This is a genomic window from Pseudomonas sp. Irchel s3b6 (genome assembly GCF_900187415.1).
In the GTDB taxonomy this organism is placed as follows: Bacteria; Pseudomonadota; Gammaproteobacteria; order Pseudomonadales; family Pseudomonadaceae; genus Aquipseudomonas.
The window spans coordinates 420393-445882 of the sequence record NZ_FYDM01000001.1 but is presented as its reverse complement, the minus strand read 5'-3'; the positions used below and the strand labels follow the sequence as shown (position 1 = coordinate 445882).

General features: G+C 62.2%; 21 protein-coding genes and 1 pseudogene. 10 read left to right on the top strand and 12 right to left on the bottom strand.

The genetic code is table 11. The annotated features are described in order from the left end of the window. Positions 1-10: 10 nt before the first annotated feature. Entirely contained in the window at positions 11-1837 is a 1827-nt protein-coding gene (locus CKW07_RS02090; protein WP_095143350.1) for a DUF1302 domain-containing protein, read from the bottom strand. A 97-nt stretch (positions 1838-1934) separates the two neighbouring features. Further along, positions 1935-2798 carry an AraC family transcriptional regulator gene (locus CKW07_RS02085; RefSeq protein WP_095143349.1) on the bottom strand — a complete coding sequence of 288 codons (864 nt, stop codon included), beginning with the start codon at positions 2796-2798 and terminating at the stop codon, positions 1935-1937. Positions 2799-2896: 98 nt separating this feature from the next. Between CKW07_RS02085 and CKW07_RS02080 the strand changes: the two genes are divergently transcribed. Both CKW07_RS02080 and CKW07_RS02075 read left to right on the top strand, forming a co-directional pair. Beyond that, positions 2897-3820 carry a LysR family transcriptional regulator gene (locus tag CKW07_RS02080; RefSeq protein ID WP_095143348.1) on the top strand — a complete coding sequence of 308 codons (924 nt, stop codon included), beginning with the start codon at positions 2897-2899 and terminating at the stop codon, positions 3818-3820. A 77-nt stretch (positions 3821-3897) separates the two neighbouring features. Beyond that, positions 3898-4116: a DUF2970 domain-containing protein gene (locus tag CKW07_RS02075; RefSeq protein WP_095083263.1), complete on the top strand. Its 219-nt coding sequence runs from the start codon at positions 3898-3900 to the stop codon at positions 4114-4116. Between the two features lie 8 nt (positions 4117-4124). Here CKW07_RS02075 and CKW07_RS02070 read toward each other — a convergent pair whose 3' ends face one another. Beyond that, positions 4125-5210, bottom strand: a complete 1086-nt coding sequence (locus CKW07_RS02070; RefSeq protein ID WP_095143347.1) for an ABC transporter substrate-binding protein — start codon at positions 5208-5210, stop codon at positions 4125-4127. Between the two features lie 523 nt (positions 5211-5733). Between CKW07_RS02070 and CKW07_RS02065 the strand changes: the two genes are divergently transcribed. Beyond that, positions 5734-7392: a nitrite/sulfite reductase gene (locus CKW07_RS02065; RefSeq protein WP_095143346.1), complete on the top strand. Its 1659-nt coding sequence runs from the start codon at positions 5734-5736 to the stop codon at positions 7390-7392. Further along, positions 7376-7870, top strand: a complete 495-nt coding sequence (locus tag CKW07_RS02060) for a DUF934 domain-containing protein (RefSeq protein ID WP_095143345.1) — start codon at positions 7376-7378, stop codon at positions 7868-7870. Before CKW07_RS02065 ends, CKW07_RS02060 begins: the two co-directional genes overlap by 17 nt. Positions 7871-8157: 287 nt before the next feature. On the opposite strand, the gene sohB is transcribed toward CKW07_RS02060, so the two are convergent. Beyond that, the gene (gene sohB, locus CKW07_RS02055; protein ID WP_095143344.1) at positions 8158-9180 is read right to left on the bottom strand and encodes a protease SohB; all 1023 of its coding nucleotides are present in this window, start codon (positions 9178-9180) and stop codon (positions 8158-8160) included. Between the two features lie 205 nt (positions 9181-9385). Here sohB and CKW07_RS02050 point away from each other — a divergent pair, with 205 nt between their 5' ends. From CKW07_RS02050 to CKW07_RS02040, 3 genes are all read left to right on the top strand, one after another. Next, positions 9386-10096, top strand: a complete 711-nt coding sequence (locus tag CKW07_RS02050) for a histidine phosphatase family protein (RefSeq protein ID WP_095143343.1) — start codon at positions 9386-9388, stop codon at positions 10094-10096. A gap of 49 nt (positions 10097-10145) precedes the next feature. Beyond that, positions 10146-10460 carry an SCP2 sterol-binding domain-containing protein gene (locus CKW07_RS02045; protein ID WP_095083277.1) on the top strand — a complete coding sequence of 105 codons (315 nt, stop codon included), beginning with the start codon at positions 10146-10148 and terminating at the stop codon, positions 10458-10460. 143 nt (positions 10461-10603) lie between these two features. After that, positions 10604-11467 (top strand): LysR family transcriptional regulator, encoded by an 864-nt coding sequence (locus CKW07_RS02040; RefSeq protein WP_095143342.1) that lies wholly within the window; start codon positions 10604-10606, stop codon positions 11465-11467. A 17-nt stretch (positions 11468-11484) separates the two neighbouring features. Here the strand turns inward: CKW07_RS02040 and CKW07_RS02035 are convergent, their stop codons facing one another. Then, the gene (locus tag CKW07_RS02035) at positions 11485-11889 is read right to left on the bottom strand and encodes a DUF488 domain-containing protein (protein WP_095143341.1); all 405 of its coding nucleotides are present in this window, start codon (positions 11887-11889) and stop codon (positions 11485-11487) included. A gap of 155 nt (positions 11890-12044) precedes the next feature. Between CKW07_RS02035 and CKW07_RS02030 the strand changes: the two genes are divergently transcribed. Both CKW07_RS02030 and CKW07_RS02025 read left to right on the top strand, forming a co-directional pair. Next, the gene (locus CKW07_RS02030; RefSeq protein WP_095143601.1) at positions 12045-13199 is read left to right on the top strand and encodes an SRPBCC family protein; all 1155 of its coding nucleotides are present in this window, start codon (positions 12045-12047) and stop codon (positions 13197-13199) included. Then, positions 13199-14305 (top strand): SMP-30/gluconolactonase/LRE family protein, encoded by a 1107-nt coding sequence (locus CKW07_RS02025; RefSeq protein WP_095143340.1) that lies wholly within the window; start codon positions 13199-13201, stop codon positions 14303-14305. The genes CKW07_RS02030 and CKW07_RS02025 overlap by 1 nt, the downstream gene beginning before the upstream one ends. A gap of 40 nt (positions 14306-14345) precedes the next feature. Here the strand turns inward: CKW07_RS02025 and CKW07_RS02020 are convergent, their stop codons facing one another. The 3 genes and pseudogenes from CKW07_RS02020 to CKW07_RS25090 form a co-directional block, all read right to left on the bottom strand. Then, positions 14346-14585, bottom strand: a complete 240-nt coding sequence (locus tag CKW07_RS02020; RefSeq protein WP_095143339.1) for a DUF465 domain-containing protein — start codon at positions 14583-14585, stop codon at positions 14346-14348. A gap of 158 nt (positions 14586-14743) precedes the next feature. Next, a complete protein-coding gene (locus CKW07_RS02015) occupies positions 14744-16855 on the bottom strand; it encodes a PAS domain-containing sensor histidine kinase (protein ID WP_095143338.1) in 2112 nt (703 codons plus the stop codon). Between the two features lie 152 nt (positions 16856-17007). Further along, positions 17008-17088 (bottom strand): annotated as a pseudogene (locus CKW07_RS25090) (GntR family transcriptional regulator); the annotation flags it as partial. A gap of 315 nt (positions 17089-17403) precedes the next feature. Between CKW07_RS25090 and CKW07_RS02010 the strand changes: the two are divergent. Next, positions 17404-19593: a TonB-dependent siderophore receptor gene (locus CKW07_RS02010; protein WP_095143337.1), complete on the top strand. Its 2190-nt coding sequence runs from the start codon at positions 17404-17406 to the stop codon at positions 19591-19593. Between the two features lie 17 nt (positions 19594-19610). Here the strand turns inward: CKW07_RS02010 and CKW07_RS02005 are convergent, their stop codons facing one another. The 4 genes from CKW07_RS02005 to CKW07_RS01990 all read right to left on the bottom strand — a co-directional run bounded on the left by CKW07_RS02005 (position 19611) and on the right by CKW07_RS01990 (position 25411). After that, complete coding sequence (locus CKW07_RS02005; RefSeq protein WP_095143336.1) at positions 19611-20051, bottom strand: CBS domain-containing protein; 441 nt, start codon at positions 20049-20051, stop codon at positions 19611-19613. An 87-nt stretch (positions 20052-20138) separates the two neighbouring features. After that, positions 20139-20525, bottom strand: a complete 387-nt coding sequence (nirD, locus tag CKW07_RS02000; protein WP_095143335.1) for a nitrite reductase small subunit NirD — start codon at positions 20523-20525, stop codon at positions 20139-20141. Further along, positions 20522-23086: a nitrite reductase large subunit NirB gene (gene nirB, locus CKW07_RS01995; RefSeq protein ID WP_095143334.1), complete on the bottom strand. Its 2565-nt coding sequence runs from the start codon at positions 23084-23086 to the stop codon at positions 20522-20524. The genes nirD and nirB overlap by 4 nt, the downstream gene beginning before the upstream one ends. A 441-nt stretch (positions 23087-23527) precedes the next feature. Continuing rightward, complete coding sequence (locus tag CKW07_RS01990) at positions 23528-25411, bottom strand: feruloyl-CoA synthase (protein ID WP_095143600.1); 1884 nt, start codon at positions 25409-25411, stop codon at positions 23528-23530. Positions 25412-25490: the final 79 nt, after the last annotated feature.

Sequence of the window (25490 nt, the reverse complement as noted above, 5' to 3'; positions counted from 1 at the left end):
CTGATACTCCTTAGAAGTCGACCTTGAAGCTGACCGAGGCAAAATCGCGATCGTCCAGGGTGCTGTAGTCGTTGGAACCGAAGAAGGCGTTGTAGGCCAGTTCCACGCTGTAATCGTTGAGGTAGTTGGTGGTCAGGCTCAGGCCCAGTGCCTGCTGGCCTTCCTGGAACGGCCCTTGCGGGTCATAGGAATAACCCGACACGTCATGGCGCCAGTTGACCGCCGGGATCAGGTTGACCCCCGGCAAAACGTCGCTGTACTCGAGGCTGGCGCGCAGTCGATAACCCCAGGACCAGTCGGTGGCAAAACCATCGTCCGTGCAGTACTGGTTGGTAACGCCCGAGGCCACGGTGTTACACGGCATGCCGTTTTTCGGACTGCTGCGACCGAAGGCGGCGTTACGCCCCAGGCGTTCGTCGCCCAAGTCCTCGATGTGCACCACGCCGAGCTCACCGAACAGGCTCAAGCGCGTGGCGCCGAGGATGTTGTCGTAGGCCTGGGTCGCCGACCCGGTCATCTGCCAGACCCCCTTGCGCACCCAACCATCAAACCGGTCGCCCTGGGTAGTGCTGAAGCCCGCCGGCAGGTCGACCCAGGAACTGCCGCCCGGCCCGGAAATCACCGCCACGTTGATGTCCGGTGCGTTGATCGCCAGCGGCATGTTCGGCCGGTAGCTGATTTCACCCGCCAGGGAAATTCCCGAGTTGGGCTCGACGCCATTGAGGCTGAAGCCGTACAGGCGAATGTCTTCCGGGAACGCGGCGGCGTAGCTCGGATTCTGCACGCCGCCTGGGAAGGTCCCGGGCTGGGTGACATCCCGCGCATTCAGGGTGAAGTACGGCAGGCGCGAGTGGTAGTTGATGAAGTAAATCGCCGCTTCCGCGTCGTTCAGCGCCGGGATCATGTTGCGCAGGGCAAAGCCGAACTGACCATTGTCGGACGGCGATTCATTGCCCCGGGAGGTGGCGTACAAACCGGCATTCTGCATTTGCTGGTCGGTCTGCACCTGGCTCAGGTACAGCGGCCCGCAGCCCTTCTGGATCGCATCGCTGCTGGCGAAGAAGGTGCCGCAACCGTCGAGCACGCTCTCGCGCCAGTTGTATTGATAAAAGCCTTCCAGGTTCAGGCTGTCGGTCAGGCCGAGGCTGAAGGACAGCATCTCCACCGGCAACTGGCCTTCCTTGATTTCCACGCCGGGGCGGTTGAATGCCGAGATGTCCAGCGGGTTGATCACGTTGATGCCGTTCTGGATCAGCAGTGCCTCACCCCAGGACAACACCTGGTTGCCGACCTTGACGTTCAGCGGCCGGTCGGCGACCACGAAGTCTTTCCAGACATAGGTGTCCAGGGCCTTGAAGCCCTTGAACTTGGACAGGTCGTCCCAGCCCGAGTCATCGAAATCCTTGAACCGGCCGTCACCGGTTTCGTAGGCATGGTCGTACCAGTACTTGAAGCGGACAAAGGCCCCCTGCCCCTGACCGTCGAGGCTGAAGTCCGTCAGGCCCTTGAAGTTCTGCGAGATCGGGTCGCCGCGCTCGAAATTCAGCCGGTTGTCGTCGGCGCTGACGCTGCTGCCGTTGGCCTGCTTGCCTTGCGCCTGCAGGGCGTTGGCGCGGGTCATCATGCTCTTTTCCGGGTTCTGGGTGGACCAACTGCTGCCCAGGGTCAGGGTGGTCTTGGTCGACAGGCTCCAGTCTTCATTGAGGTCCAGCGTGGTCGCTTGGGAGGGCGCGACCATGACGGCCAGTATCGCCAGTGCGAGAGGATGCGGTCGGGTGTGGCCAGGCCGTTTGCGTCGCGGACGGACGCAGGCGTTGGCCGAGCATGTTCTTATCATTATTAGGCTCCGGTCAGATTTACTCAGCCCGGTCAAAATGCCCAACAATCAAACAATAGGCGCAAGCGCGGCGCGACAAAAAATGATCATCCGGGTTTCACGCCAGATCGCCGCACGCCTGGAAATGGCCCAGACGAAACTGCTTGGGGGTGATCCCGAACTGCTTGCGGAAGGCGCGGATAAAGTTGCTGGGCTGGCGATACCCCAAGCGTTCGGCGATCCGTTCGATCGGCTGGTCGCCCGCCGTCAGCCAGTGCCGTGCCAGCTCCAGGCTGTCGCTGCGGGTTTCGCTGGGGGCCGCCACCTGCCAATGGCGCAGCATGCTCTGGTGCAGGAACGGATTGGCGCTGAGTAGCGGCAAATCCAGGGCGTGCAGCGGCAGGATCAGGCACGGGTGCTCGCCTGCTTCGACACGCACCCCCTGCCCGCCGAGCCAGTCTCCGGCGGCTTGTCCGGGCGCCAGCCGAACATGACAGAACAGCTCGCCCGGCGCTGCGCCGACCCGCCGGGAGATATTGCGCACCAGGCTGAGCGTGGCCGCGTCCAGGCCAAAAAAATGCGGCAGCGCCTGGGCCGGGCGCAGGTGCAGGCGAGCCTCGCCGTCCACCTCTTCGAGTTCGGCCAGCACGTGATTGGTGACCCGTGGCAGGTAGTCGGTAAAGCAGCCCAGGCTGACCCGCAGGGTCGCGGCCGAATCCAGCAGAATGTTCATGCCTTGCAGGCAACTGGTGGCCATGCCGTTGACCAGCTCGCAGCCAAAGTGGCGCCCGACACCGGCGATTTCACATTCACGCCACAGCTGTTCCACCAAGCGTGCCGGGATGTGCTGCTGTTGATCATCGAGCCACGACAGACTGATGCCGGCACGCTGCAACAGCTCCTCCTCACACAGGCCGACCTGCCGGGCATGACTGAGAATAGTGCGGGTGAAGGCACTGGAAGCGAAGGTTTGATCGGACATGAGCGACCGCTGAAGGTAAACGAGGGTTGTACTTATGCCAGCCCCTGTGCTATCGATCAAATGCATTAAAAGCATCTAATGAATGCAGGATACGCATAATGGATCTTCGTCAGCTTCGCCACCTGGTTGCCCTGGCCGACTACCGCAGTTTTGTGCGGGCTGCCGAGGCGATCAATCTCAGCCAACCGGCCTTCAGCCGCAGTATCCAGACCCTGGAGCGCGACCTCGATTGCGCGCTGGTGGAACGCAGCAGTCGCGAGTTCCGCCTGACGGGCCAGGGACAACTGGTGCTGCAGCATGCAAGGCGGTTGTTGGCCGGTAGCCAGGCCCTGCACAACGAACTGATGCAATTCAACGGCCTGACCGGTGGTGAACTGCATTTCGGCTGCGGCCCCTACCCGGCGCAATTGCTGGTACCTGAAGCGCTGGCCGAATTCATCAGCGCCCACCCGGCGATCCGCACCCGCTTCGACCAGGGCGACTGGGAGCAACTGGCGGTCTGGCTCAAGGAGCAACAGATCGAGTTCCTGGTGGCCGACGCGCGCTACTTCACGGGCGACCCGCAGTATCAGGTGCAACTGCTGAGCCCCCGACGTGGGCGGTTTTTCTGCCGGGCCGGACACCCGTTGACCCGCGCCGGGAACCTGCCATTGCGCGCCTTGCTCGACTACCCGGTGGTGGGCACGCGCATTCCGCCGATGATCCGCAAGATCCTCGCCGACGTGATGGGCGAAGCCGACTTCGAGACTCGCGTGGAATGCGCCCAGTTCGATGCGATCCGCCGCGTGGTGATGCGCTCCGACGCCGTCGGCATTGCCACCATGGAGGCCTTGAGCGAACTGGCCAGAAAGGGCGAGATCAGCTTGCTGACCTTCACCGACATCCCCAGGGATGACCCGGGCCTGCAGTTGCATTACGGCGTGGTCAGCCGCGCCGGCCATTCACTGACGCCGGCGGCACAGGCGATGGTGCAAGCCATTGTCACGGTGGATCGACGGTTGCTGGCGATGGAAGCCCTGTAGCGGGCACCGGCGTGCTGGCCCACTCCCCCCGCAGATTTGACTATGCTTGCCTCACACCCACCGGTGACGAGGGATTTATGGACGATCCAGTCGACAACAAGCCACCCAGTTTCTGGCAGATGCTGCACAGCGTCCTGGCGGCGGCCTTCGGCGTGCAGAGCGGCAAAAACCGCGCCCGCGACTTCACCCACGGCAAGCCGAGTCATTTCGTGGTGCTGGGAATTGTGTTCACCGCCGTCTTTGCGTTGACGCTGTTCGGCATCGTGAAACTGGTGGTGCATCTGGCCGGAATTTGATCGGCGTCTCAGTGCATCAGGGTTTGCAGGCTGAACGGGTAGCGATAGCTCAACGGACGATGCCTGGCCGACAGGCTGCGAAAGTTCACCCCGTAGTCCTGGGTCTCTTGCTGCGCCAGCATGCGCCTGGCCTGTGCCCGGTCAATCAGCTGCAACAACGGAACCTGTCGGTCACGACCGCCATATTGGTCGACCGGGACGCCCTGTTCATAGTCATGCAGTTGCACCAGCGCCCAGCCACCGAGGCTGAAGTGTCCGCCCAGCAACACGCTCAGGCGTCGGTCCAGCAGGGCCTGCAAGGCGGCCGGTGAAGTATTGACCGCACTGAACAGCGCGCCCTCGCCCGGTATGCCACCGGACTCTTCGTAAGCCTGCATCGCGCCGAACGCCATCTCGTCGTTGGCGGACCAGATCAGCGACACATTGGGGTAGCGTTTGAAGAGCAATGTCGCCTGTTCATAGGCCCGTTCACGACTCCAGGCACCGGACACCAACTGGTGCAGCACGACCTCGGGATGCTCGCGCAACGCACGCCTCATGCCTTTCTCGCGCAACTGTGCGGCGGGGGTGATTTTCAACCCGGAAAATGCCAGCAGCTCGAGCTTCTGGCCGGGGGCGGCAGCAGGATGCAAGCGGATCAACTCCTTGAGCATCAGGTAGCCACCCTCCTCGTCATTGGTGACCAGGCTACCGAGCCACTCTGGGTACTTTTCCCGAGGATCGCCCAGCAGCGCCAGTTGGTCGTCGGTCAGGCTGTTATTGACGATAAACAGCTTCACCCCGCTGCCCCGGGACAGGCGCAGGATCTCCGGTGCCACGTACTGCTCGTTGACGAACACCAGATAGTCCGGACGCCGCGGCCCCAACAAGGCGTCGCGTGCCTGCTTGATCGTGGTTTCGGCCTCGCGCTCGGAATATTGCACCTCAAGGTCAATGCCCAGGTCCCGGGCGGCGGCCTCCATGAACCGGGTATAGCTGACCCAGAACACTTCGCTGGAGTTACCGGGATTGAGGAATAGCACCGACTCGGCTTGCGCACCGGGTCCGTAGACCGCGCAAACCGTCAGCACCACCCCATAAAGAAACTTGAACATTGAACATCCGGGCCCCGGTCACCAGCCGCGCATTATAGCCAGCGAAATACTGGCAAATCGCGATTAATTAGCGTTTTGTCCGACAATCGTCGGATCAGGGCCCGGTTTGACGGACTTATTGATGGCTGACCCAGTACACCGCAGTGCCCACTACCAGGAGGATCAGGAACAGGATTGCCCATGCGTCGACGCTGCTGTCGCTCTTCTGTGCTTTGGTCGGGTTGCTCATTGCATCGCCTCTTGTCGGTTTTATCGGTGATTGCATAAAGACTCGATCACAGTTAAGTCGATGATTGCCCGCACGACAACTTGGGGGTCGTATAGCAATCAGTCTCATTAGTCGATTTGGTTCTTTATATATACTAAAACATCACTTTTGCGCATAAACGCAAACTGATATCTTGCCCCGGCTCCGTGGGGAGTGCGCGGCCGTGCGCGCAGAACTGCCAAGGCGTTTTCACAATCAAGCAAGCGAGAAACGCAGCGGATTGCGAAGTAGCCCAAGCCTGAGAACAGGACTTATATGTACGTATACGACGAGTACGATCAGCGGATCATCGAGGACCGCGTCAAGCAGTTCCGTGATCAGACCCGACGCTATCTGGCAGGCGAGCTGAGCGAAGAAGAATTCCGCCCCCTGCGCCTGCAAAATGGCCTTTATATCCAGCGCTTCGCCCCGATGCTGCGGGTTGCCGTGCCTTACGGCCAACTGACTTCGCGCCAGACGCGAATGATGGCCAGGATCGCTCGCGACTACGACAAGGGCTACGCCCACATCAGTACCCGGCAGAACGTGCAGTTCAACTGGCCGGCACTGGAAGACATCCCGGACATCCTGGCTGAGCTGGCCACCGTGCAGATGCACGCCATCCAGACCAGCGGCAACTGCCTGCGCAACGTCACCACCGACCAGTTCGCCGGTGTCGCCGCCGACGAGTTGATCGACCCGCGCCCCTGGTGCGAGATCGTGCGCCAGTGGACCACGTTCCACCCGGAATTCGCCTACCTGCCGCGCAAGTTCAAGATCGCAATCAACGGTTCGACCTCCGACCGCGCCGCGATTGAAGTCCATGACATCGGCCTTGAGCCGGTACACAACGCCGCTGGCGAACTGGGCTTTCGCGTGTTGGTCGGTGGCGGTCTGGGCCGTACCCCGGTGGTCGGCGCGTTCATCAATGAATTCCTGCCGTGGCAAGACCTGTTGAGCTACCTCGATGCCATCCTGCGGGTGTACAACCGCTATGGCCGTCGCGACAACAAGTACAAGGCACGGATCAAGATCCTGGTCAAGGCCCTGACGCCCGAGGTTTTCGCCCAGAAAGTCGACGCGGAAATGGAACACCTGCGCGGTGGCCAGACCACCTTGACCGAAGCCGAAGTGCATCGCGTCGCCAAACACTTTGTCGACCCGGACTACAAGGCCCTGAGCAATCAGACCGCCGAGCTTGCCGAGCTCGACCAGCAGCATCCGGGCTTCGCTCGCTGGCGCACCCGCAACACCCTGGCCCACAAGAAGCCGGGCTATGTGGCCGTGACCCTGTCGCTCAAGCCGACCGGCGTTGCTCCAGGCGACCTGACCGACAAGCAGCTCGACGGCGTTGCCGACCTGGCCGACCGCTACAGCTTCGGCCAACTGCGCACCTCCCACGAGCAGAACATCATTCTGGCTGACGTTGAGCAGGGCCAACTGTTCACCCTGTGGGGCGAGTTGCGCGAGCAAGGCTTTGCCACCCCGAACATCGGCCTGTTGACCGACATCATCTGCTGCCCCGGTGGTGACTTCTGCTCCCTGGCCAACGCCAAGTCGATTCCTATCGCCGAAGCCATCCAGCGCCGTTTCGACGACCTGGACTACCTGTTCGACATCGGTGAACTGGACCTGAACATTTCCGGTTGCATGAACGCCTGCGGTCACCACCACGTCGGCCACATCGGCATCCTGGGCGTGGACAAGAAAGGTGAAGAGTTCTACCAGGTGTCCCTGGGTGGCAGCGCCAGCCGCGACGCCAGCCTGGGCAAGATCCTCGGCCCGTCGTTCGCCCAGGACGACATGCCGGACGTGATCTCGAAGCTGATCGACGTGTACGTGGAACAACGTACCGAAGACGAACGCTTCATCGACACCTATCAACGTATCGGCATCGACCTCTTCAAGGAACGCGTCTATGCAGCGAATCATTAAGAACAACGAGGTCATCGACGAAACCTGGCACTTGCTGCCCAAGGACGCGACCCTCGACGGCATCTCCAACTGCGACGACCTGATCGTGCCGCTGGCCCTGTGGCGTGAACATGCTCACGCCCTCAAGGCCCGCGATGGTGGCCTGGGTGTGTGGCTGGATGCCGAAGAAGAAGCCGAGGAAATCGGTGACGACGTCGATCAGTTCCAGGTGATTGCCTTGAACTTCCCGGCGTTCACCGACGGGCGCAACTACTCCAACGCGCGCCTGTTGCGTGACCGCTATGGCTTCAAGGGTGAGTTGCGGGCGATCGGCGATGTGCTGCGCGACCAGCTGTTCTACCTGCGTCGCTGCGGTTTCGACGCTTACGCGTTGCGCGCCGACAAGGACCCGTATGAAGCCCTGGAAAGCCTCAAGGACTTCTCGGTGACCTACCAGGCCGCCACCGACGAGCCGCTGCCGCTGTTCCGTCGCCGTTAACGGGCCAAGGCCTTGAACCCCACCCGGGGTTCAAGGCTTGCTGCCCTCATCAGTCCCCCAGCAGATCCTCACTCAGCCCGGCATGTTCATGCCGATCGCCTGTATTCATTCCAGTTGCAGTATGAGCTTTATCCGTCAGGACAAGCGGCATTCCCAATGTCTCTCGAGGGTGACCGTGCTTACCTGAAAAAGGCCTTGAGCATTGCCTGCCTGGCAGCGCTCAAGGCCTCGTTGATGGGTGTCGATGCAACGGCAGGCGATAGCGGTCGCTGATCGACCGCAAGGGATCACCAGAAGCGTTGTTGCGTCAAACGACTCCACCAGGTCAGCAGCAAGCGATCAACCGAACCGCTGGCCGCCAGGCCGACACGCTCCTGCAGGGTCTTGCGCTCGGCATAGTGCAGGTGGAACAGCTCTGCACCCTTGGCCCGCTCGGCGAGGTATTCGTCGCTGGTTTTCAGTTCATCGACCAGTTGTTTATCCAGTGCTGCAATCCCCAGCCAGACTTCACCGGTCGCCACTTCGTCGATAGCCAGTTGCGGGCGATAGCGGGCAACGAAGTTCTTGAACAGCGCGTGGGTGACGTCCAGGTCTTCCTGGAACTTCTCCCGGCCCTTCTCGGTGTTTTCGCCAAACACGGTCAGGGTGCGCTTGTACTCACCAGCGGTCAGCACTTCAAAGTCGATGTCGTGCTTTTTCAGCAGGCGGTTGACGTTGGGCAACTGTGCCACCACCCCGATCGAACCCAGGATGGCAAAGGGGGCGCTGATGATCTTCTCGCCGATGCACGCCATCATGTAGCCGCCACTGGCCGCGACCTTGTCGATGCACACGGTCAACGGCACGCCGGCCTGGCGAATACGCGCCAGCTGCGAGGAGGCCAGGCCGTAGCTGTGCACCATGCCGCCGCCACTCTCAAGGCGCAGCACCACTTCATCCTTGGGCGTGGCCAGGGACAGCAGCGCAGTGATTTCGTGGCGCAGGCTCTCGGTGGCCGAGGCCTTGATATCGCCGTCGAAATCCAGCACGAACACCCGGGGTTTGGCTTCGGGCTTTTTCTTGTGTTTTTTCTCAGCCTTGGCCTCGGACTTGCGCAAGGCCTTGAGCTGGTCCTTGTCGAGCAGTGTCTGTTCCAGACGCTCGCGCAGGCCCTTGTAGAAATCATTGAGCTTGCTGACCTGCAACTGGCCCGCGGACTTGCGCCGACCTTTGCTGCGCAGCGAAGCAAAGCTGACCAGCACCACCAGGATGGCAACGACCAGGGTTACGGTTTTAGCCAGAAAACTTGCGTACTCGGACAAAAACTCCACATTGACTCCTTAACGACTGTGCCCCGCTCAACACGCGGGCGCGGATGTTTGCAGCATACCCATGCGACTGCGTTGCGACCAGTCGTGAAACCTTCTGTTACTGGCCTCCAACGAGCATTTCAAACAAGCGTATGTTTTTTCATTGACAGCTCACCGGCATCCTCATAACCTCGCAAAACCTTCAACGTACCGGGATGACGCGGACGTGGGCAGCATCTACCTGATTCGACATGGCCAAGCCTCCTTCGGTGCAGACGACTACGACGTGCTGTCGTCGACCGGTGTGCGCCAGGCGGAAATCCTCGGCAGCCACCTGGCCGAACTGGGTTTGAGCTTCGACCGCTGCCTGTCGGGCGACCTGCGTCGCCAGCAACACACCGCCAACAGCGCCCTGGCGCAATTTGGCGCGGTCGGGCTGCCGGTACCGCCTCTGGAAATCGACTCGGCCTTCAATGAATTCGATGCCGATGCCGTCATCCGCGCCCTGTTGCCGGACCTGCTGCCCGAAGAACCCGAAGCGCTGCACATTTTGCGTAACGCGGCGCAGAATCGGGGTGAATTCCAGCGAATCTTCGCCCTGATCATCGAGCGCTGGCTGGCCGGCACCTACGACCCTCCGGGCCTGGAAAGCTGGCTCGGATTCGTCGAGCGGGTCCAGGCCGGCTTGCAGCGTATTCTCGAACAGGCCGACAACACCCAGAAAATCGCCGTGTTCACGTCCGGCGGCACCATTACCGCCCTGCTCCACCTGATCACTCAAATGCCGGCCAGGCAGGCCTTCGAGCTGAACTGGCAAATCGTCAACACCTCGCTCAACCACCTGAAGTTCCGTGGTCGCGAGGTGGCACTGGCTTCCTTCAACAGTCATGCACACCTGCAACTGCTGAAGGCCCCGGACCTCATCACCTTTCGTTGAGTCCGGATTACTGTGACCCTTGCTGTAACACACCTAAAAGGATCGAACCATGACCTCCGTAGCTGACGCCGTACAAGCAATGAAAGCCAAGTTCAACCCAGCCGCTGCTGCCGGCCTGGACCTGGTTTTCGGTTTCCGTATCGACGAAGACAAGAACTTCTCGCTGGTCGTCAAGGACAGCACTTGCGAACTGCAAGAAGGCGTGAACCCGGACGCTCAAGTGACCCTGGTCATGGACGGCGAAACCCTGGAAGGCATCGTCAGCGGTGAAACCGATGGCATGCAAGCGTTCATGGGCGGCAAACTGCGCGCTGAAGGCGACATGATGCTGGCCATGAAACTGTCCGAGCTGTTCCCGGCCTGAGACAGCGGCTTCCCCACGGGGAGCCCTGCCTTGCCCCACACGAATCCCGCCCTTGTTGGCGGGATTCGTCGTTTCTGTCCCCGGAGCAGCCTTTGCTGGCGCCTTGCTCTACACTGCCGGGCTCTCCCCATCAGCGACCCGCCATGGACATCGACCTCGCCCGTACCTTCCTGGAAATCGTTCGTTGCGGCAGCCTCGCCGCCGCCGCGGACAAACTGCACGTGACCCAGACCGCGATCACCGCGCGGGTGCAAAAGCTTGAAAGCCAGTTGGCCAGTACCTTGTTCGTGCGTAACCGTGCCGGTGCCCGTCTGACAGCCGATGGCGAGGCCTTCGTGGTGTATGCCAATCAACTGGTGCAGACCTGGGAAGCCGCCCGCCGTGACCTGCCGCTGCCGGACGGTTACCGCAATGTGCTGCACATCGGTGGCGAGGTCAGCCTGTGCAACCCGTTGATGCTCAACTGGGCCCGTGAGATCCGTGAACATATTCCGGCCTATGCCTTGCGCACGGAAATCCGCGACGGCGACAACCTGCTCAGGCAACTGGAAATGGGCGTACTGGACGCAGCGCTGGTGTTCCAGCCCGAATATTGGCCACGGCTGCAAGTCGAACAACTCTTGGAAGAGAAGTTGATTCAGGTGCGACTGCCGTCGCGGCCCGAACCCTACGTGTACATCGACTGGGGCCAGGATTTTCGCCGCCAGCACGACGCGGCGCTACCAGACAAGGCCAGGGCCGCACTGAGCTTCAACCTCGGCCCACTGGCGTTGCAGTATCTCCTGCAAAACGGTGGTACCGGGTACTTCCGCACCCGGGTGGTTCAGTCCTACCTCGACAGCGGCGTGCTGGAATGCGTGCCCAAGGCCCCCGAATTCAGCTACCCGACCTACCTGGTGTACTCCCGTGATCGCGATTCGGCCGCGTTGCAGCAGGCGTTCGACCTGCTACGCGGGCTGGTCAAGAGCGACAGTGACTGGTCCCAGCGCTGGGACCCGCTGACCTGAACCCGCGGCGTACGCGATCAGGGCGCCTTGAACCCCTCGGCATAACACACCGGTGAACTGGCATCGGCACGCCGGTCCAGTTCCTCTTCAAGCCACTGGGCCAGCACCTGCGCATTATTCTGCGTCTCGTCGCGCGCGCCATAAATCAACGTCAGCGTGCCGTTTTCGGCGATTTCCAAGAGCTTCCACCAATGACCGGGCCGGGCCGCCAGTTCCTGACGATACCTCGCCCGGAAGGCTGCAAAATCCAGCTCACCGGCCTTGAATGCCCGCCGCAATGCCGTGGAGGGCGCCACCTCACGCAACCATTCATTCAGCGGCAACTGCTGCTTGCGGCAATTGCGTGGCCACAGTCGGTCGACCAGCACCCGGTAGCCGTCGCTCTCACTGGCCGGCGCATAAGCTCGCTTGCACTCGATCATGGACTTGCCTCCTGCTCGGGATGCTGAAGGGGCCACGCCGGAGTCTCCCCCAGCCCATTCAGCGGCTTGATGAACCCCCATCACAAACATCCATTGGCCGGATAATTTGGCCACGACTAATCTTCTATCAATAACAAGGATAAAAGGTGACCGCAGTGAGGCAAACCACGCAGGCGTTTCGTACCCGTTACCGGGCGGATGTTCATCGGTTCTACAACCCGTGGCTGCACGCAGGTTTCGTCCTGGTGTTCGGAATCACGGCGATCAGCCTGTTCTGGAGCACGGTCCATCAGGTGCAACCGCTTGAGTGGTTGGCGGTACCGTTGACCCTGCTGTTTTTCAACTTCGCGGTCTACGGGGTCCACCGGCACCTGGGGCATCACAAGAAGGCCTTTGCGCGGCTGTTCTATGCCCGCCATGCCGGCGATCATCACAGCTTTTTCGCGCCAGGCCACATGACCTACGACACCGCGCGCGACTGGCGGGTGATCCTGTTCCCCGCCTGGCTGATCGTGCTGCACAGCCTGGTGATCACCCTGCCCGCCTGGTGGCTGCTCAAACAGCTCAATGGTAACGTGGCGGGCCTGTTCGCAGGCTGTATGATCCTTGGCTACCTGACCTACGAAGTGTTCCACGCTTGCGAGCATCTGCCACCTGGCAACCCTGTCACCCGCCTGCCATGGATTCGCCAGATGCGCCGCCTGCATGAACTGCATCACCGTCGCGAGCTGATGCAGGCCCGCAATTTCAATATCGTTTTTCCGCTGATGGACTACCTGTTCGGCACACTGTATTGGGAAGCCGAACCGGACCACGCCCACCATCACTCCACGAGCCGCCCCATGACCTGCATGCAACACCATATCGACATCGAACGCGACCCCGTCGACGTGCTCGCCTATGCCAGCAGCCCGACCCTCTGGCCGCAATGGCACCCCTCGTCGTTGAAGGTCGAGGGCCCGCAAGGGCCACTGCACGCGGGTGCGCTTTTTGAAGAGGACATTCACGCCGGCGGTCGCGCCGGGCATTTGAGCTGGGAGGTCAACGAGTACCTGCCGGGACGTCGCTGGTGCGCCCGCGCCCAGGGCGATCATGGCCTGGAATTGCTGCTCACCTATGAATGCATCAGCGAAGGCGCTGGCACTCGCTTCGTCCGGACCCTGGAATACCGCTTCAGTGGCCTACTGATGCGCCTGGCCAATCAGTTGCTGCTCAAACGGCGCATCGAACACGAGTCCGCCGCGTCGATGCTGGCCTTGCGTGACCAGGCGCAACTGAGCATCCCCACCCGGACCGGAGCAGTCGCCTGATGAGTCGTGTACCCCGTGGAGTCAGCGTTAGCGGGTTTCTCATCGTCCTTCTGGTGCTGGTCGGCCTGTTCCTGCTGCTGGCACCGACCCAGGTGCAACCGGTGGCCTGGAAACCGCAGCCCGCGCCTTCCCTGCAATCTGGGGCATTTGCCGAGAACCGGATACTCAAGGGCGTGGAGCACATCGGCGCGGCGAACATCAACGGCCCCGAAGCCCTGCTGCTGGAGGACGACTACCTGATCACCGGCCTGCACGACGGCCGCGTGATCCGCACCAGCCTGGACGGCAAGGCACTCACGGTGTTGACCGACACCGGTGGCCGACCGCTGGGCCTGGCCCGTCACCCGGATGGCCGGTTGATCATTGCCGACGGGATCAAGGGACTGTTGGCCCTCGACTCGCTGGGCCAGTTGATTCCCCTGAGCACCGAAGCCGGTGGCGTGCGGTTCGGCTTCACCGACGATGTCACGATCGACAAGACCGGGCACTACGCCTACTTCAGCGACGCGTCCAGCCGGTGGGGTTATGGCCATGATGGCGAGGCGATCATCGAGCACGGTGGCGACGGGCGCCTGTTGCGCTACGACTTTCAGACAGGCAAGACCGAGCTGCTGCTGGACCGTCTGGAGTTCGCCAATGGCGTCGCGCTCGGGCCCGATGACGCCTTCGTGTTGGTCAACGAGACCGGTGCCTACCGCATCACCCGCTATTGGCTCAGCGGCCCCAAGGCCGGCTCGCACGAGGTATTTGTCGACAACCTGCCAGGCTTGCCGGACAACCTCAGTTTCAATGGTCATGAGCGTTTCTGGGTGGCGCTGTACGCGCCGCGAAATGCTCTGCTGGACAGCACGGCGGAGTACCCCTTCGTGCGCAAGATGATCGTGCGGGCACTCAAGGTGCTGCCCAAACCCGTGGAGCGGCGTGCGCTGGCACTGGGTGTGGACCTGGACGGCAACATCATTGCCAATCTGCAGGACGCCAGCAGCGGTAATTACGCCCCCATCACCACTGTTCGCGAGTACGGCCAATGGTTGTATTTCGGCTCGCTGAAGTCCAGCCACATGGTGCGCCTGCCCCTGGCCAAGGCCCTGCAACCGTCTGATTAGATGCAACACGGGGGGGCCGTTTGCGCCCCCCGTGCTCGGGTCACGTTCTGGCAGAACCGTTCAGGTTTTGGGATATTTCGTCTTTGATCGAAAGGCGTTTTTCCTTGAGCTTCCTCACGTCGTCATCGCCCTGGGCCGAGGCCTCCGCCTTCAGTACCAGATCGTCGATAACCGAGTATTTATCCAGCAACGCATTCAAATGTGGATCATTGGCGCGCTTTTGCTGAACGACTTCCCTGCTGCAGCTCAAGTCCTGATACAGGTCATGTTTCACCGGCATGGAACACCTCCGTTGGATGATCGATGGCGAACACCATGATACGCGCTCGCCAGTTGTCAGAATGGCCTTGCCCGACGGTGGCTGTCGACCGTCAATCAGACCAGCGGTAACCGATGATCCGATTGGTGGTGATCGGCCCTGTGCCCTGGGAGCCGTCGTCAACCGGCCAGCACACTGCGGATCATGGTCATCAGCGCATCTGGACTGTAGGGTTTGCTCAGCAAATGGGTGTCCGGGCTGAGCTGATGGTTGTTGGAGATGATGTCCCGAGTGTGCCCCGAAGTGAATAGCACCGCCACCGCAGGCGTCTGGACCTTGGCCCAGGCGGCCAGGTCCGAGCTCTTGATCAACCCGGGCATGACCACATCGGTGAAAATCAGGTCAACCTCCACACCGTCCAGCAACATCTGCATCGCGCCGTCGCCATTGGCGGCCACCAGCACCTGATAGCCCGACTGTTGTAAAAATTCGACTGTCGCACCGCGCACTTCTTCGTTGTCCTCTACCACCAGAATAGTCTCGTGACCGCCTCTGTGCTGGACACTGCGCATTGGCGACTCGTGGCTCTGCGCGCGCGCGCTGCGGGGGAAATACAGATGCACCTGCGTGCCCTGCCCCACCTCGCTGGTCATATCGATATGGCCCCCGCTCTGCTTGACGAAACCGAACACCATGCTCAACCCCAGGCCCGTACCCTGGCCATCGGCCTTGGTGGTGAAAAACGGCTCGAACGCCTGTTTCAGCGTCGCCGCATCCATCCCGTCGCCAGTGTCGACCACCGACAGGCGCACGTAGTCCCCGGTGCTGATGCCCTTGCCCGCGCAAAACCGCTGATCGAGCTCCACGTTCTTGCCACTGATGGCAATGGTGCCCTCGCCATGCATCGCATCACGGGCATTGAGCGCCAGGTTCAACAAGGCGTTTTCCAACTGATTGCGGTCGACATAAATGCACCAGGACTCGTCCGGCAATTGCACATCGATCTGTATGGTTTCTCCCAGCGCCCGCTGCAGTACTTCGCCCAGGCCTTCGTAAATTTGCCGCAGGCTATAGACCGCCGGCGACAACGGTTGCCGACGGGCGAAGGCAAGCAATTGTGACGACAGCATCGCGCCGCGCTCCACCGCCGCAATCGCGGCACTCACCCGGTGCTGCACGTTCTCGTTGTCCGGTTCGTGGCGTGCCAACAGGTGCAGATTGCCGGCGATGACCTGCAACAGATTATTGAAGTCATGGGCCACCCCTCCGGTCAGTCCACCAATGGCCTCAAGCTTCTGTGACTGGCGCAACTGTTCTTCAGCGGCCAGCCGCCCTTCGACTTCATCGGCGACACGCTGCTCCAGATTGCGAGTGAACTTGAGCAAGGACTCTTCGGCGATTTTCCGCTCGTGGATGTCGATCAGCACACCGGGAAAGCGAAAGGGCTGGCCTTGTTCGTTGAACTCACAGCAGCCACTGGCCAACACCCATCCATAGCTACCATCAGGCCGCCGGATGCGGTACTCGGCATTGAACGGGCCACCGTTTTTCAAGGCCTGCTCGACCTGTTGACTGAGCTGGATCAGATCATCGGGATGGATTTTCTCGCTCGCGGCCTCGGGAGACAGGAACGCCAGCGATTGATCGGCGGGATAGGAAAACGTCCGGGCAAATCGCTCGTCCCCGGACAGCAGATCGGCCTTGATGTCCCAGACAAAGGAGCCCAGCAGGGCCCCGGCGTTGAGCGCCAGGCGCACTCGTTCGTTATCGGCGCGGTAGGCCGTTTCGGTTTGCTCGCGCAGCCGCTCGGACGCCATGTGGGCCGTGGTCTCCACGACCACCGCCAGCACCCCGGCCGGCACCCCGTCGTCATCGGCCACCGGGCTGTAATAGAGGTCCATGAACACCGCTTCGGGCTGGCCGTTGCGCAACAGTTCCAGCTCTTTATTGCGAAAGGACAGCGTGCCACCGGCCAGGCAGGTGTCGAGCACCTGGCGATTGAACTCGGCGACTTCAGGCCAGCCGAGCTCAACCGGAGAACCGAGCAGGTACGGATGCCGGCCACCGGCAAACACCGAATAGGCGTCGTTGTAGATCATGTAGCCGGGCTTGCCCCAGAGCAGCACCAAGGGAACGGGCGAGGCCAGCAGCAACTGCACCGAACTGCGCAGGCTCGTCGACCAGGTATCGACGCTGCCCAGTTCCGTGAGGGTCCAGTCGAACGCACGAATACGCCTGGCCATTTCACCGTTCCAGCCACTGCACCCATGACTTTGCATCAGAAACGGCATCGGCTGACTCTGTGCGCACGGCGCAAAAATGAAACAACAGATCGACGCAGGACGGCCCCCCGCTCATTGGCCCGGGGCGCGACCGACATTGATGGTTCAATTGAGGGTAGCTCATTGGGGAGATCGGCAACGGACAGCCGACAGGTTTACACCTCGATCAGGTGCAGGTGTTCGTCGTCCCGGCAAGACGGGTGACTGTCGTCGTCCAGCGCCACGGCGTATAGCGAGGCCCGCGGGCTCGTTGTGCAACCTGGCGTTCGGCTTACTGATAGCCTTGGATCTATGGCGCACAGGTCCTGCTAATAGCTCGGGAATCCCCCTGACACTAACAATCATCGAGCGCGGTTCGTCCTCTTGTATGATGGCGCGCTTATGCAACGGACCGCGGATTCAAACGTGCCGATAACCACCTCAAGCTCTGCAGCCTGACACCTTCAAGGCGCACTTCGCTTTCCCCTGCCTTAACAGCACGACGACTGCCTGAAGCGCACGCGGGCACCTGCCCTGGTGTTCGCCTGCCCGGGTCAGTCGTCGTTCAGGAGCTTTTCATGGATATGCTTTACCGGACTTTCCACGAAGGAGAGTCCGCCCCGCGCCTGGCACTCAACCTGCTGACCCTGGGCCTGCTATTGGCCAGCGCCGCGCCTGCGGCCCGGGCCGCCGGTACCGAACTGCCAGCGGTCAACGTGACGGGCGAAGACGGTTCCGGCTACCGGGTCGACAGCGCCTCGGTCGCGGGCATCGAGGCGGCCCCCTTGCTCGATACCCCGGCGTCGATTGCGGTGTTCAACGAAGCCTTGATCAAGGATCAACAGGCCCGCCTGCTCAGCGAGGTGCTGAGGAACGACGCCTCGGTGGGGGAAAGCTATGCGCCGGTCGGTTACTACGAGAACTTCATGGTGCGCGGCTTCTCGTTGAACTCGGCCAGCAGCTACAGGATCAACGGCCGCACCATTACCGGCGAGCAGAATGTCGGCCTGGAAAACAAGCAACAGGTGGAATTGCTCAAGGGCCTTTCCGGCCTGCAGAGCGGCGCTTCCGAGCCCGGTGGGCTGATCAACTACGTGACCAAGCGCCCGACCGACGTACGCTCGGTGACGGTCTCCACCGATGACCGCGGCAGCGGTTACCTGGCCACCGACGTCGGCGGCTGGTTCGGCAGCGAGCAACAGTTCGGACTGCGGGCCAACCTGGCCCATGAAGACATCCACTCCTATGTCGAACACACCAACGGGCAACGCGACTTCGCCTCCCTGGCCTTCGACTGGAACATCAGCGACGCCGCGCTGTTGCAACTGGACCTGGAGTACCAGACCAGGGAGCAGCGCTCGGCACCGGGTTATCAATTGCTCGGTGGCACAAGCCTGCCGCACGACGCCTCGCCGAAACAGCTGCTGGCCCACCAGAGCGGTTCAAAACCGGTGACCACGGACGCGCTGAACCTCAACGGCAATTTCGAGTACCGCTTCAGCGACACCTGGACAGGCAACCTCAGCGCCTCGCGCAGCCAGGTAGTGATCGATGACTACAGTTCGTTTGCCTGGGGTTGCTACGGCGCGGCCAGTTGCGCCGGCGTGGCCGTGCCCAACTACTTCAGCCCGCAAGGCGACTACGACCTCTACGACTTCCACAGCCCGGACGATACCCGGCGCAACGATGAGGTGCAGGCAGCGCTCAGCGGACGCTTCGATACCGGCGGCCTGGGCCACGAACTCACCCTGGGCTCCAGCGCGTTCCGCCGTGTGGTGGATAAGCGCGACCCCATCAACCAGATGATCGGCAGCGCCAACATCGACAGCGAACCGGAGGATTTTGCCCCTTACCAGGGGCCGCTCAACGACAGTCAGCGACGCCTGGACAGTCGCCAGTACGGGCTGTTTTTCAATGACCGGATCAGCTTCAACGAGCACTGGCAGACCGTGCTCGGCGGGCGCGAAGTGCGCCTGGATGAAGAGGCCTTCGATAATCTGGGCAACACCACCCGGCACACCCGGCGCTATGAATTCCTGCCCCAGGCCGCACTGATCTACAAGCCCGTACACAACCTGGCGTTGTACACCCGCTACAGCAAGGGCCTGTCCCTGGGCGGCGAAGCGCCGTGGTTTGCCAACAATGCCTTTGAAACCCTCGCACCCACCGTTTCACGGCAAATCGAGGCCGGGATCAAGTACGACTGGCAGCGCATCAGCCTGGCCGCGGCGCTGTTCCAGATCCGCCAGGCCTACCAGTATTCCCGGCCCAATGACGATGGTTCGTTCACTTTCACCCAACAGGGCGAACAGAAGAACACCGGCCTCGAACTCTCGGCCAATGGCTGGGCCAGCGACCGCCTGCAAGTGACCGCCAGTGTCGCGGCGATCCGCTCCCGGGTCAGCGGCAGCGATACACCCGCCTATGAAGGTCACCAGACGATCAACGTGCCAACACTGCGCGCCAGCCTCTACGGTGACTACGCCCTGCCCTGGGTCGACGGCCTGGCCCTGCTTGGCGGGCTGCAGTACAGCGCTGGCAAGTACGCCGACCCGCAAGGCCAGGCAGAAGCCGACGCCTACGCGATCTTCAACATCGGCAGCCGCTACAGCACCCGCATCGACGGCTATGACACCGTGTTCCGCCTGACCGTCGATAACCTGTTCGACCAGCGCTACTGGCGTGACGCAGGGGAATACATGGGCGACAACTACCTGTTCCAGGGCGCGCCACTGACCGCCCGCCTGAGTGCCTCGATCAACTTCTGACCCCGGCACGGGCGACGTCAATGCCCGCGAATGTAGTGCTCCAGCTGCCTGATCAGATCGGCCTGTTCAACGATGGCTTCTTTAACCAGATCACCAATCGACAACAGGCCGATCAAGCGGTCACCCTCCACCACCGGCAGATGGCGCAAGTGACTGTCGGTCATGACCGCCATGCAGCGCTCGATGCTCTGCTGACTGTCGGCCGTGACCACCGGTGAACTCATGATGGTCCTGACCGGCGTACCCACCGAAGAGCGTCCCTGCAAGACCACCTTGCGTGCATAGTCGCGCTCACTGACCACGCCCACCACCACCCCGTCCTCGATGACCGGCAGTGCTCCCACATTCTTCTCGGCCATCATCTTCAGGGCTTCCAGCACCATTTCATCCGGCGCGATGCTGTGTACCTGCCGGTTTTGCACGACCTTCAACTTGAGCAACTGAGCGGCTGTTTTCATACGAGTCTCCACTGGCGTTGGCAGGCACCGGACCTCAGGGGATGAGGCTCGGTGCCGTGGATGAATGATCAATCGAATGCCGCGTCGTCAGGCCACCCCGACCTCCACCACGCCGGCGTTGAGCCGTACCGGCCAGACCCGCAGGCGTTGTTGCGGGTACTCCAGGCAGCGTCCGTCCTCCAGGCGGAAATGCTGCTTGTAGATCGGCGACGCTACCACCAGCTCACCCTTGATGCAGCCCACCAACCCACGGCCAACGACATTCGCGCCCGATTGCGGGTCATGGTTGTCGATGGCGTAGAGGGTCCGCCCCTCGGCGGCCGGCAGGTAGAACACGGCCACCTGGGCGCCGTCGAGCCAGACGACGACGCCCGAGTTGTTCACCAGGTCCTGCTGGGCACACACCCTTTGCCAGGCCTGGGCGTTGTCCTGGGTCGAAAAACAAGTACTGCGCTGGGTTGTGGACTGGCTCATCGGACAAGCTCCTCGGTGACAGGGATAAGGTTGAGTTCGGCCGCCATGATCGGGCGCCGCTGCCCGCGTTCCTGGACAAAATGAATGTCCGGATCGGGACGCTGATCGTTGACGAAGGTCCGGAAGCGCTTGAGCTTTTCCGGGTCCTTGAGGGCGTTGGCCCATTCGCATTCATAGCGGTCGACCACCAACTGCATCTGCGATTCGAGCTCCGCACCCAGTCCCAGGCTATCGTTGATGATCACGTCCTTGAGGTAGTCCAGGCCGCCTTCCAGGCTTTCACGCCAGACCGAGGTTCGCTGCAGTTTGTCGGCGGTACGGATGTAGAACATCAGGAAGCGGTCGATGTAACGGATCAGCGTGGCATCGTCGAGGTCGGTGGCGAACAGTTCGGCGTGGCGCGGGCGCATGCCACCGTTACCGCACACATACAGGTTCCAGCCCTTCTCGGTAGCGATCACGCCCACATCCTTGCTCTGGGCTTCGGCGCATTCGCGGGTGCAACCGGACACCGCGAACTTGAGCTTGTGGGGCGAGCGCAAGCCCTTGTAGCGGTCTTCGAGGGCCAGGGCCATGTGCACGCTGTCCTGCACGCCATAACGGCACCAGGTACTGCCGACACAGGACTTCACCGTGCGGGTCGATTTGCCGTAGGCGTGCCCGGTTTCGAAACCGGCCTCGATCAGCTCGGCCCAGATCTGCGGCAACTCATGCAACTGGGCGCCGAACAGGTCGATGCGCTGGCCACCGGTGATCTTGGTGTAGAGGTCGTATTTCTTCGCCACCTGGCCGATCACGATCAGCTTGTCGGCGGTGATCTCGCCACCGGGAATGCGCGGCACCACCGAATAAGTGCCGTTCTTCTGCATGTTGGCCATGAAGGTGTCGTTGGTGTCCTGCAACGGCACCAGCGAGGCGTCCATGATCGGCTGGTTCCAGCACGACGCGAGGATCGAGCCGACTGCCGGCTTGCACACATCGCAACCGGTGTGGCCTCGGCCATGCCTGGCCAGCAGTTCTTCGAAGCTGATCACCCCTTCTACCCGTACCAGCGCGTAGAGCTCCTGACGGGTATAGGCAAAGTGCTCGCACAGGCTCTTGTCGACGCTGACACCCCGCGCGACCAACTCATGCTCGAAGACGTGCTTGAGCAAACCGGCACAGCCGCCACAGCCGGTGCAGGCCTTGGTCTGCGCCTTGAGCACACCGAGGTCCGAGCATCCACCGTCGATGGCCGAGCAGATGGCGCCCTTGGTGACGTTATGGCACGAGCAGACCGTGGCCGACTCAGGCAACGCCGCCGGGCCCAGGGTCGGCGCCCCCGTGGACGACGGCAGGATCAGGCTGGCCGGTTCGGACGGCAAGGCAATGCCGTTCTGCATGTATTGCAACAGGGTGTCGTAATAGCTGTTGTCACCGACCAGCACCGCACCCAGCACCTGCTTGCCGGTGGCGTCCACCACCAGGCGCCGGTAGCTGGCCGTCGCCTCGTCGATGAACTGGTAGCTGCGCGCGCCCGGCGTATGGGCGTGCGCATCGCCGATGGAGCCGACATCGACGCCCAGCAACTTGAGCTTGGTCGACATGTCCGCGCCCAGGAACGGCTCGGCGGCCTCGTGGCACAGGCGGGCCGCGACGCTGCGTGCCATCTGGTAGCCCGGTGCGACCAGGCCGAACAGACTGCCGTTCCAGGAGGCGCACTCGCCGATGGCATAAATATTCTCGTCGCGGCTCAAGCACTGGTCATCAATCACCACGCCACCGCGCGGCCCGACCTCCAACCCGCATTGGCGGGCCAGCGCATCCTGGGCCCGGATACCGGCCGAGAACACGATCAGGTCGGTTTCGAGGAACTCGTCGTTGGCAAAGTTCATCCGGTAGCGGTAGTGCTCGCCCGGGCTGATCGACTGCGTACCGCGCGATACGTGCACACCGACACCCAGCCGCTCGATTTGCGCCTTGAGCGCAAGGCCGCCCAGTTCGTCCAGTTGCACCGGCATCAGGCGCGGGGCGAACTCCACCACATGGGCTTCCAGGCCCAGGCTCTTCAGGGCGTTGGCCGCTTCCAGGCCGAGCAGGCCACCGCCGACCACCACACCGCGGCGGGCGTTGGCGGCGGCGGCGCGGATGGCGTCGAGGTCTTCGAGGGTGCGGTACACCAGGCGCGAATCGCCCTCGGCGCCTTCGACAGGCGGCACGAAGGGGTACGAACCGGTGGCCAGGATCAAGGTGTCGTAAGCAACGCTCCCTTGCGCGGTCATCACTTGGCGCCGCTCGCGGTCGATCGCAAGGACTGGCACCCCCAGATGCAAGGTCACTCCCGGCGTCTGGTAAAGAGACGCCTCGGACAGCGCCAGCGACTCGGCATCGCGACCGGTGAAGTATTCGGAAAGGTGCACGCGGTCGTAGGCCCGCATCGGTTCTTCACTGAAGACGTGCAGCCGGTAGCGCTCAAGGGCACCCCGCTCGATCAGCTGTTCGACACAATGATGTCCGACCATGCCATTGCCAATCACGATCAGCGTTTGCAGCTTGTTCAACTCGGCAACCTTGGCGTTCATAAGTAGCACCTGGGCAAAATCAATCACGGATCAAAAAGCAAAAAAAAACGCCTGGAACCTTGCGGTTCCAGGCGTCTTTGCCTGTTCTTTTGCGGTGTTTGATCCAACCTCTGTGCCGGACCCACCGATAGCGCCCACGACCGCAAGGGCCGACCGATCGTCGTTGACCGGCTGGGCGGGCCACTGGACTGCATCATCCGTGGCTGTTGATCGAGGCTATGCAGTGAATGTGCCAGACAAGCTCAGGCGATGATGACAAAGCTCTGTTCAGGGTATTTGCCTGGCCTCAGGTCTTGAGTCCAGCCCCTGCCAATACCCCGTGTTTGCCTTGGCTTAGTGCAATGCTCAAGGATTCGGCTTTATAAGGGTGCACAGACGCACCACCTGCCCGCAAAAGGGTGAATAGGGCCAGGGACACCGCAGTGCCCTACCCTATGCAGCTCATACCTGAGAACCGGCACGCAGGATGGAAGGCTCCTCGCCGCGATACAGCGCCTCGACCTTGTCGGCGCGCCACTGCAGCACCGCGCGCTGGTTGATCGAGCCCTTGTCGGTGATTTCACCGCGGTCGATGGAGGCCGGCTCGTCCAGCAGCGTGATCCACTCCAGGCGGCTGGCATTGCCGATGGCGTCGCGGTTGAGCCGTTGCAGCCATTCGGCGAACCACTGGCGCACCGGTGCGCTGGCCAGGACCTCGGCATCGCTGGCGTCCGGGCCCAAGCCGGACAGGCGTCGGCATTCGAACAGCCGGGGAAAGACCAGGGCCCCCAGGCATTCGCGGTCCGGCGCGGCTACCACCAGGTCCTGGACATAGGGCGAACCTTCAAGCACCGCGCGATTGCGCATCGGGCCGACGCTGACGAAGACCCCGGAGCTGAGCTTGAAGTCTTCGGCGATGCGCCCGTCGAACATCAGCCCCAGTTGCGGATCACAGGCGTCGGCCAGTTTCAGCGCATCGCCGGAACAGTAGTAGCCCTGCTCGTCGAACACCTCGGCGGTCTGCTGCGGCGCACGCCAGTAGCCGGGCATGATGTGCGGCCCGCGAAAGCGTCCTTCCAGCTTGCCGTCCACCGGCACCAGCCGCACCTCACAACCGGGGGCCGGCAGGCCGACATAACCGGCCATGGACAGTGGCCCGGTGGTGAAGGTGCAGGACGGTGATGCCTCGGTCATGCCAAGCCCGGCCATCATGCGAATACGCTCGCCACAGTGCTGCTCGGCGACCCGGTCCAGGCGATCCCAGATCCGCTGGGACAAACCGGCGGCGGCAAAAAAGAACAGTTTCATGCGCGCGAAGAAACGCTCGCGCAACTCGCCGTCCTGCTCCAGGGCACTGACCAGTTCTTCCCAGCCCTTGGGCACGGTCAGGTAGGCGGTGGGCGAGATTTCCTTGAGGTTGCGCAGTGTCTCGGCAAACCCCTGGGCCGTGGGCTTGCCGTCGTCCAGGTAAAAGGTGCCACCGTTGTACAGCACAATGCCGACGTTGTGGCTGCCACCAAAGGTGTGGTTCCACGGCAGCCAGTCCACCAGCACCGGAGGCTCTTCGCCGAACACCGGAAAGGTCTGCAACAGCATCTGCTGGTTGGCGCAGAGCATGCGCTGGGTGGTGACCACCGCCTTGGGCAGCTTGGTGGAGCCGGAGGTAAACAGGAACTTGGCGATGCTGTCCGGGCCGGTGGCGGCAAACGCCGCTTCGGCTTCGCTGCCACCGGGTTGTTGCAGCAGACTGACAAAGGATGTCTGCCGCCGCCCCGCCACTTCGCCGCGAACGGTAATCAGCGGCGTCTCACTGGGCAATACCGCGTCGATCGCCCGCTGGTAGGCGGCGGCATCGCTGACGAACACCAGCCCGGGCTGCAGCAGATCGCAGACATGCCGCAACTTGGCGAAGTCCTGGGACAGCAGCGAATAGGCCGGCGAAATCGGGCTATAGGGAATACCGGCATACATGGCGCCCAGCGCAATCTGCAGGTGCTCGATGTCATTGCCCGACAACAGCGCCAAGGGGCGCTCGGCTGACAGGCCGTAGCCCAGCAGGCTTTGGGCAATGGCGCGGACGCTGGCGAGCATCTCGGCGTAGCTGACCCGACGCCAGTCGCCGCCGGCCTGGCGCGCCGCGATAAAAGTCTGTTGCGGGCGCACTTGCGCCCAATGCAGCAGACGGTCCAGCAGGCGCCCGGGCAATTCGGCCAAGGGTTCCAGGGAACGCATGTGCAGGACGCCCTGCTCTTCGCTGACCTCGACCGCCGGATGGCCGATGGACACCTGGCGATAACGCGGGGCGCGGGCCTCGGCCTGGGGTGGCGATCTGAATTCGGAACTCACGTGCTTGTCCTCCATCAAGGCACGTCTCCGGTCCGCTGCACAGCAGTTCGACCAGGTGCGTGGCAGCCGGTGGCTGCAG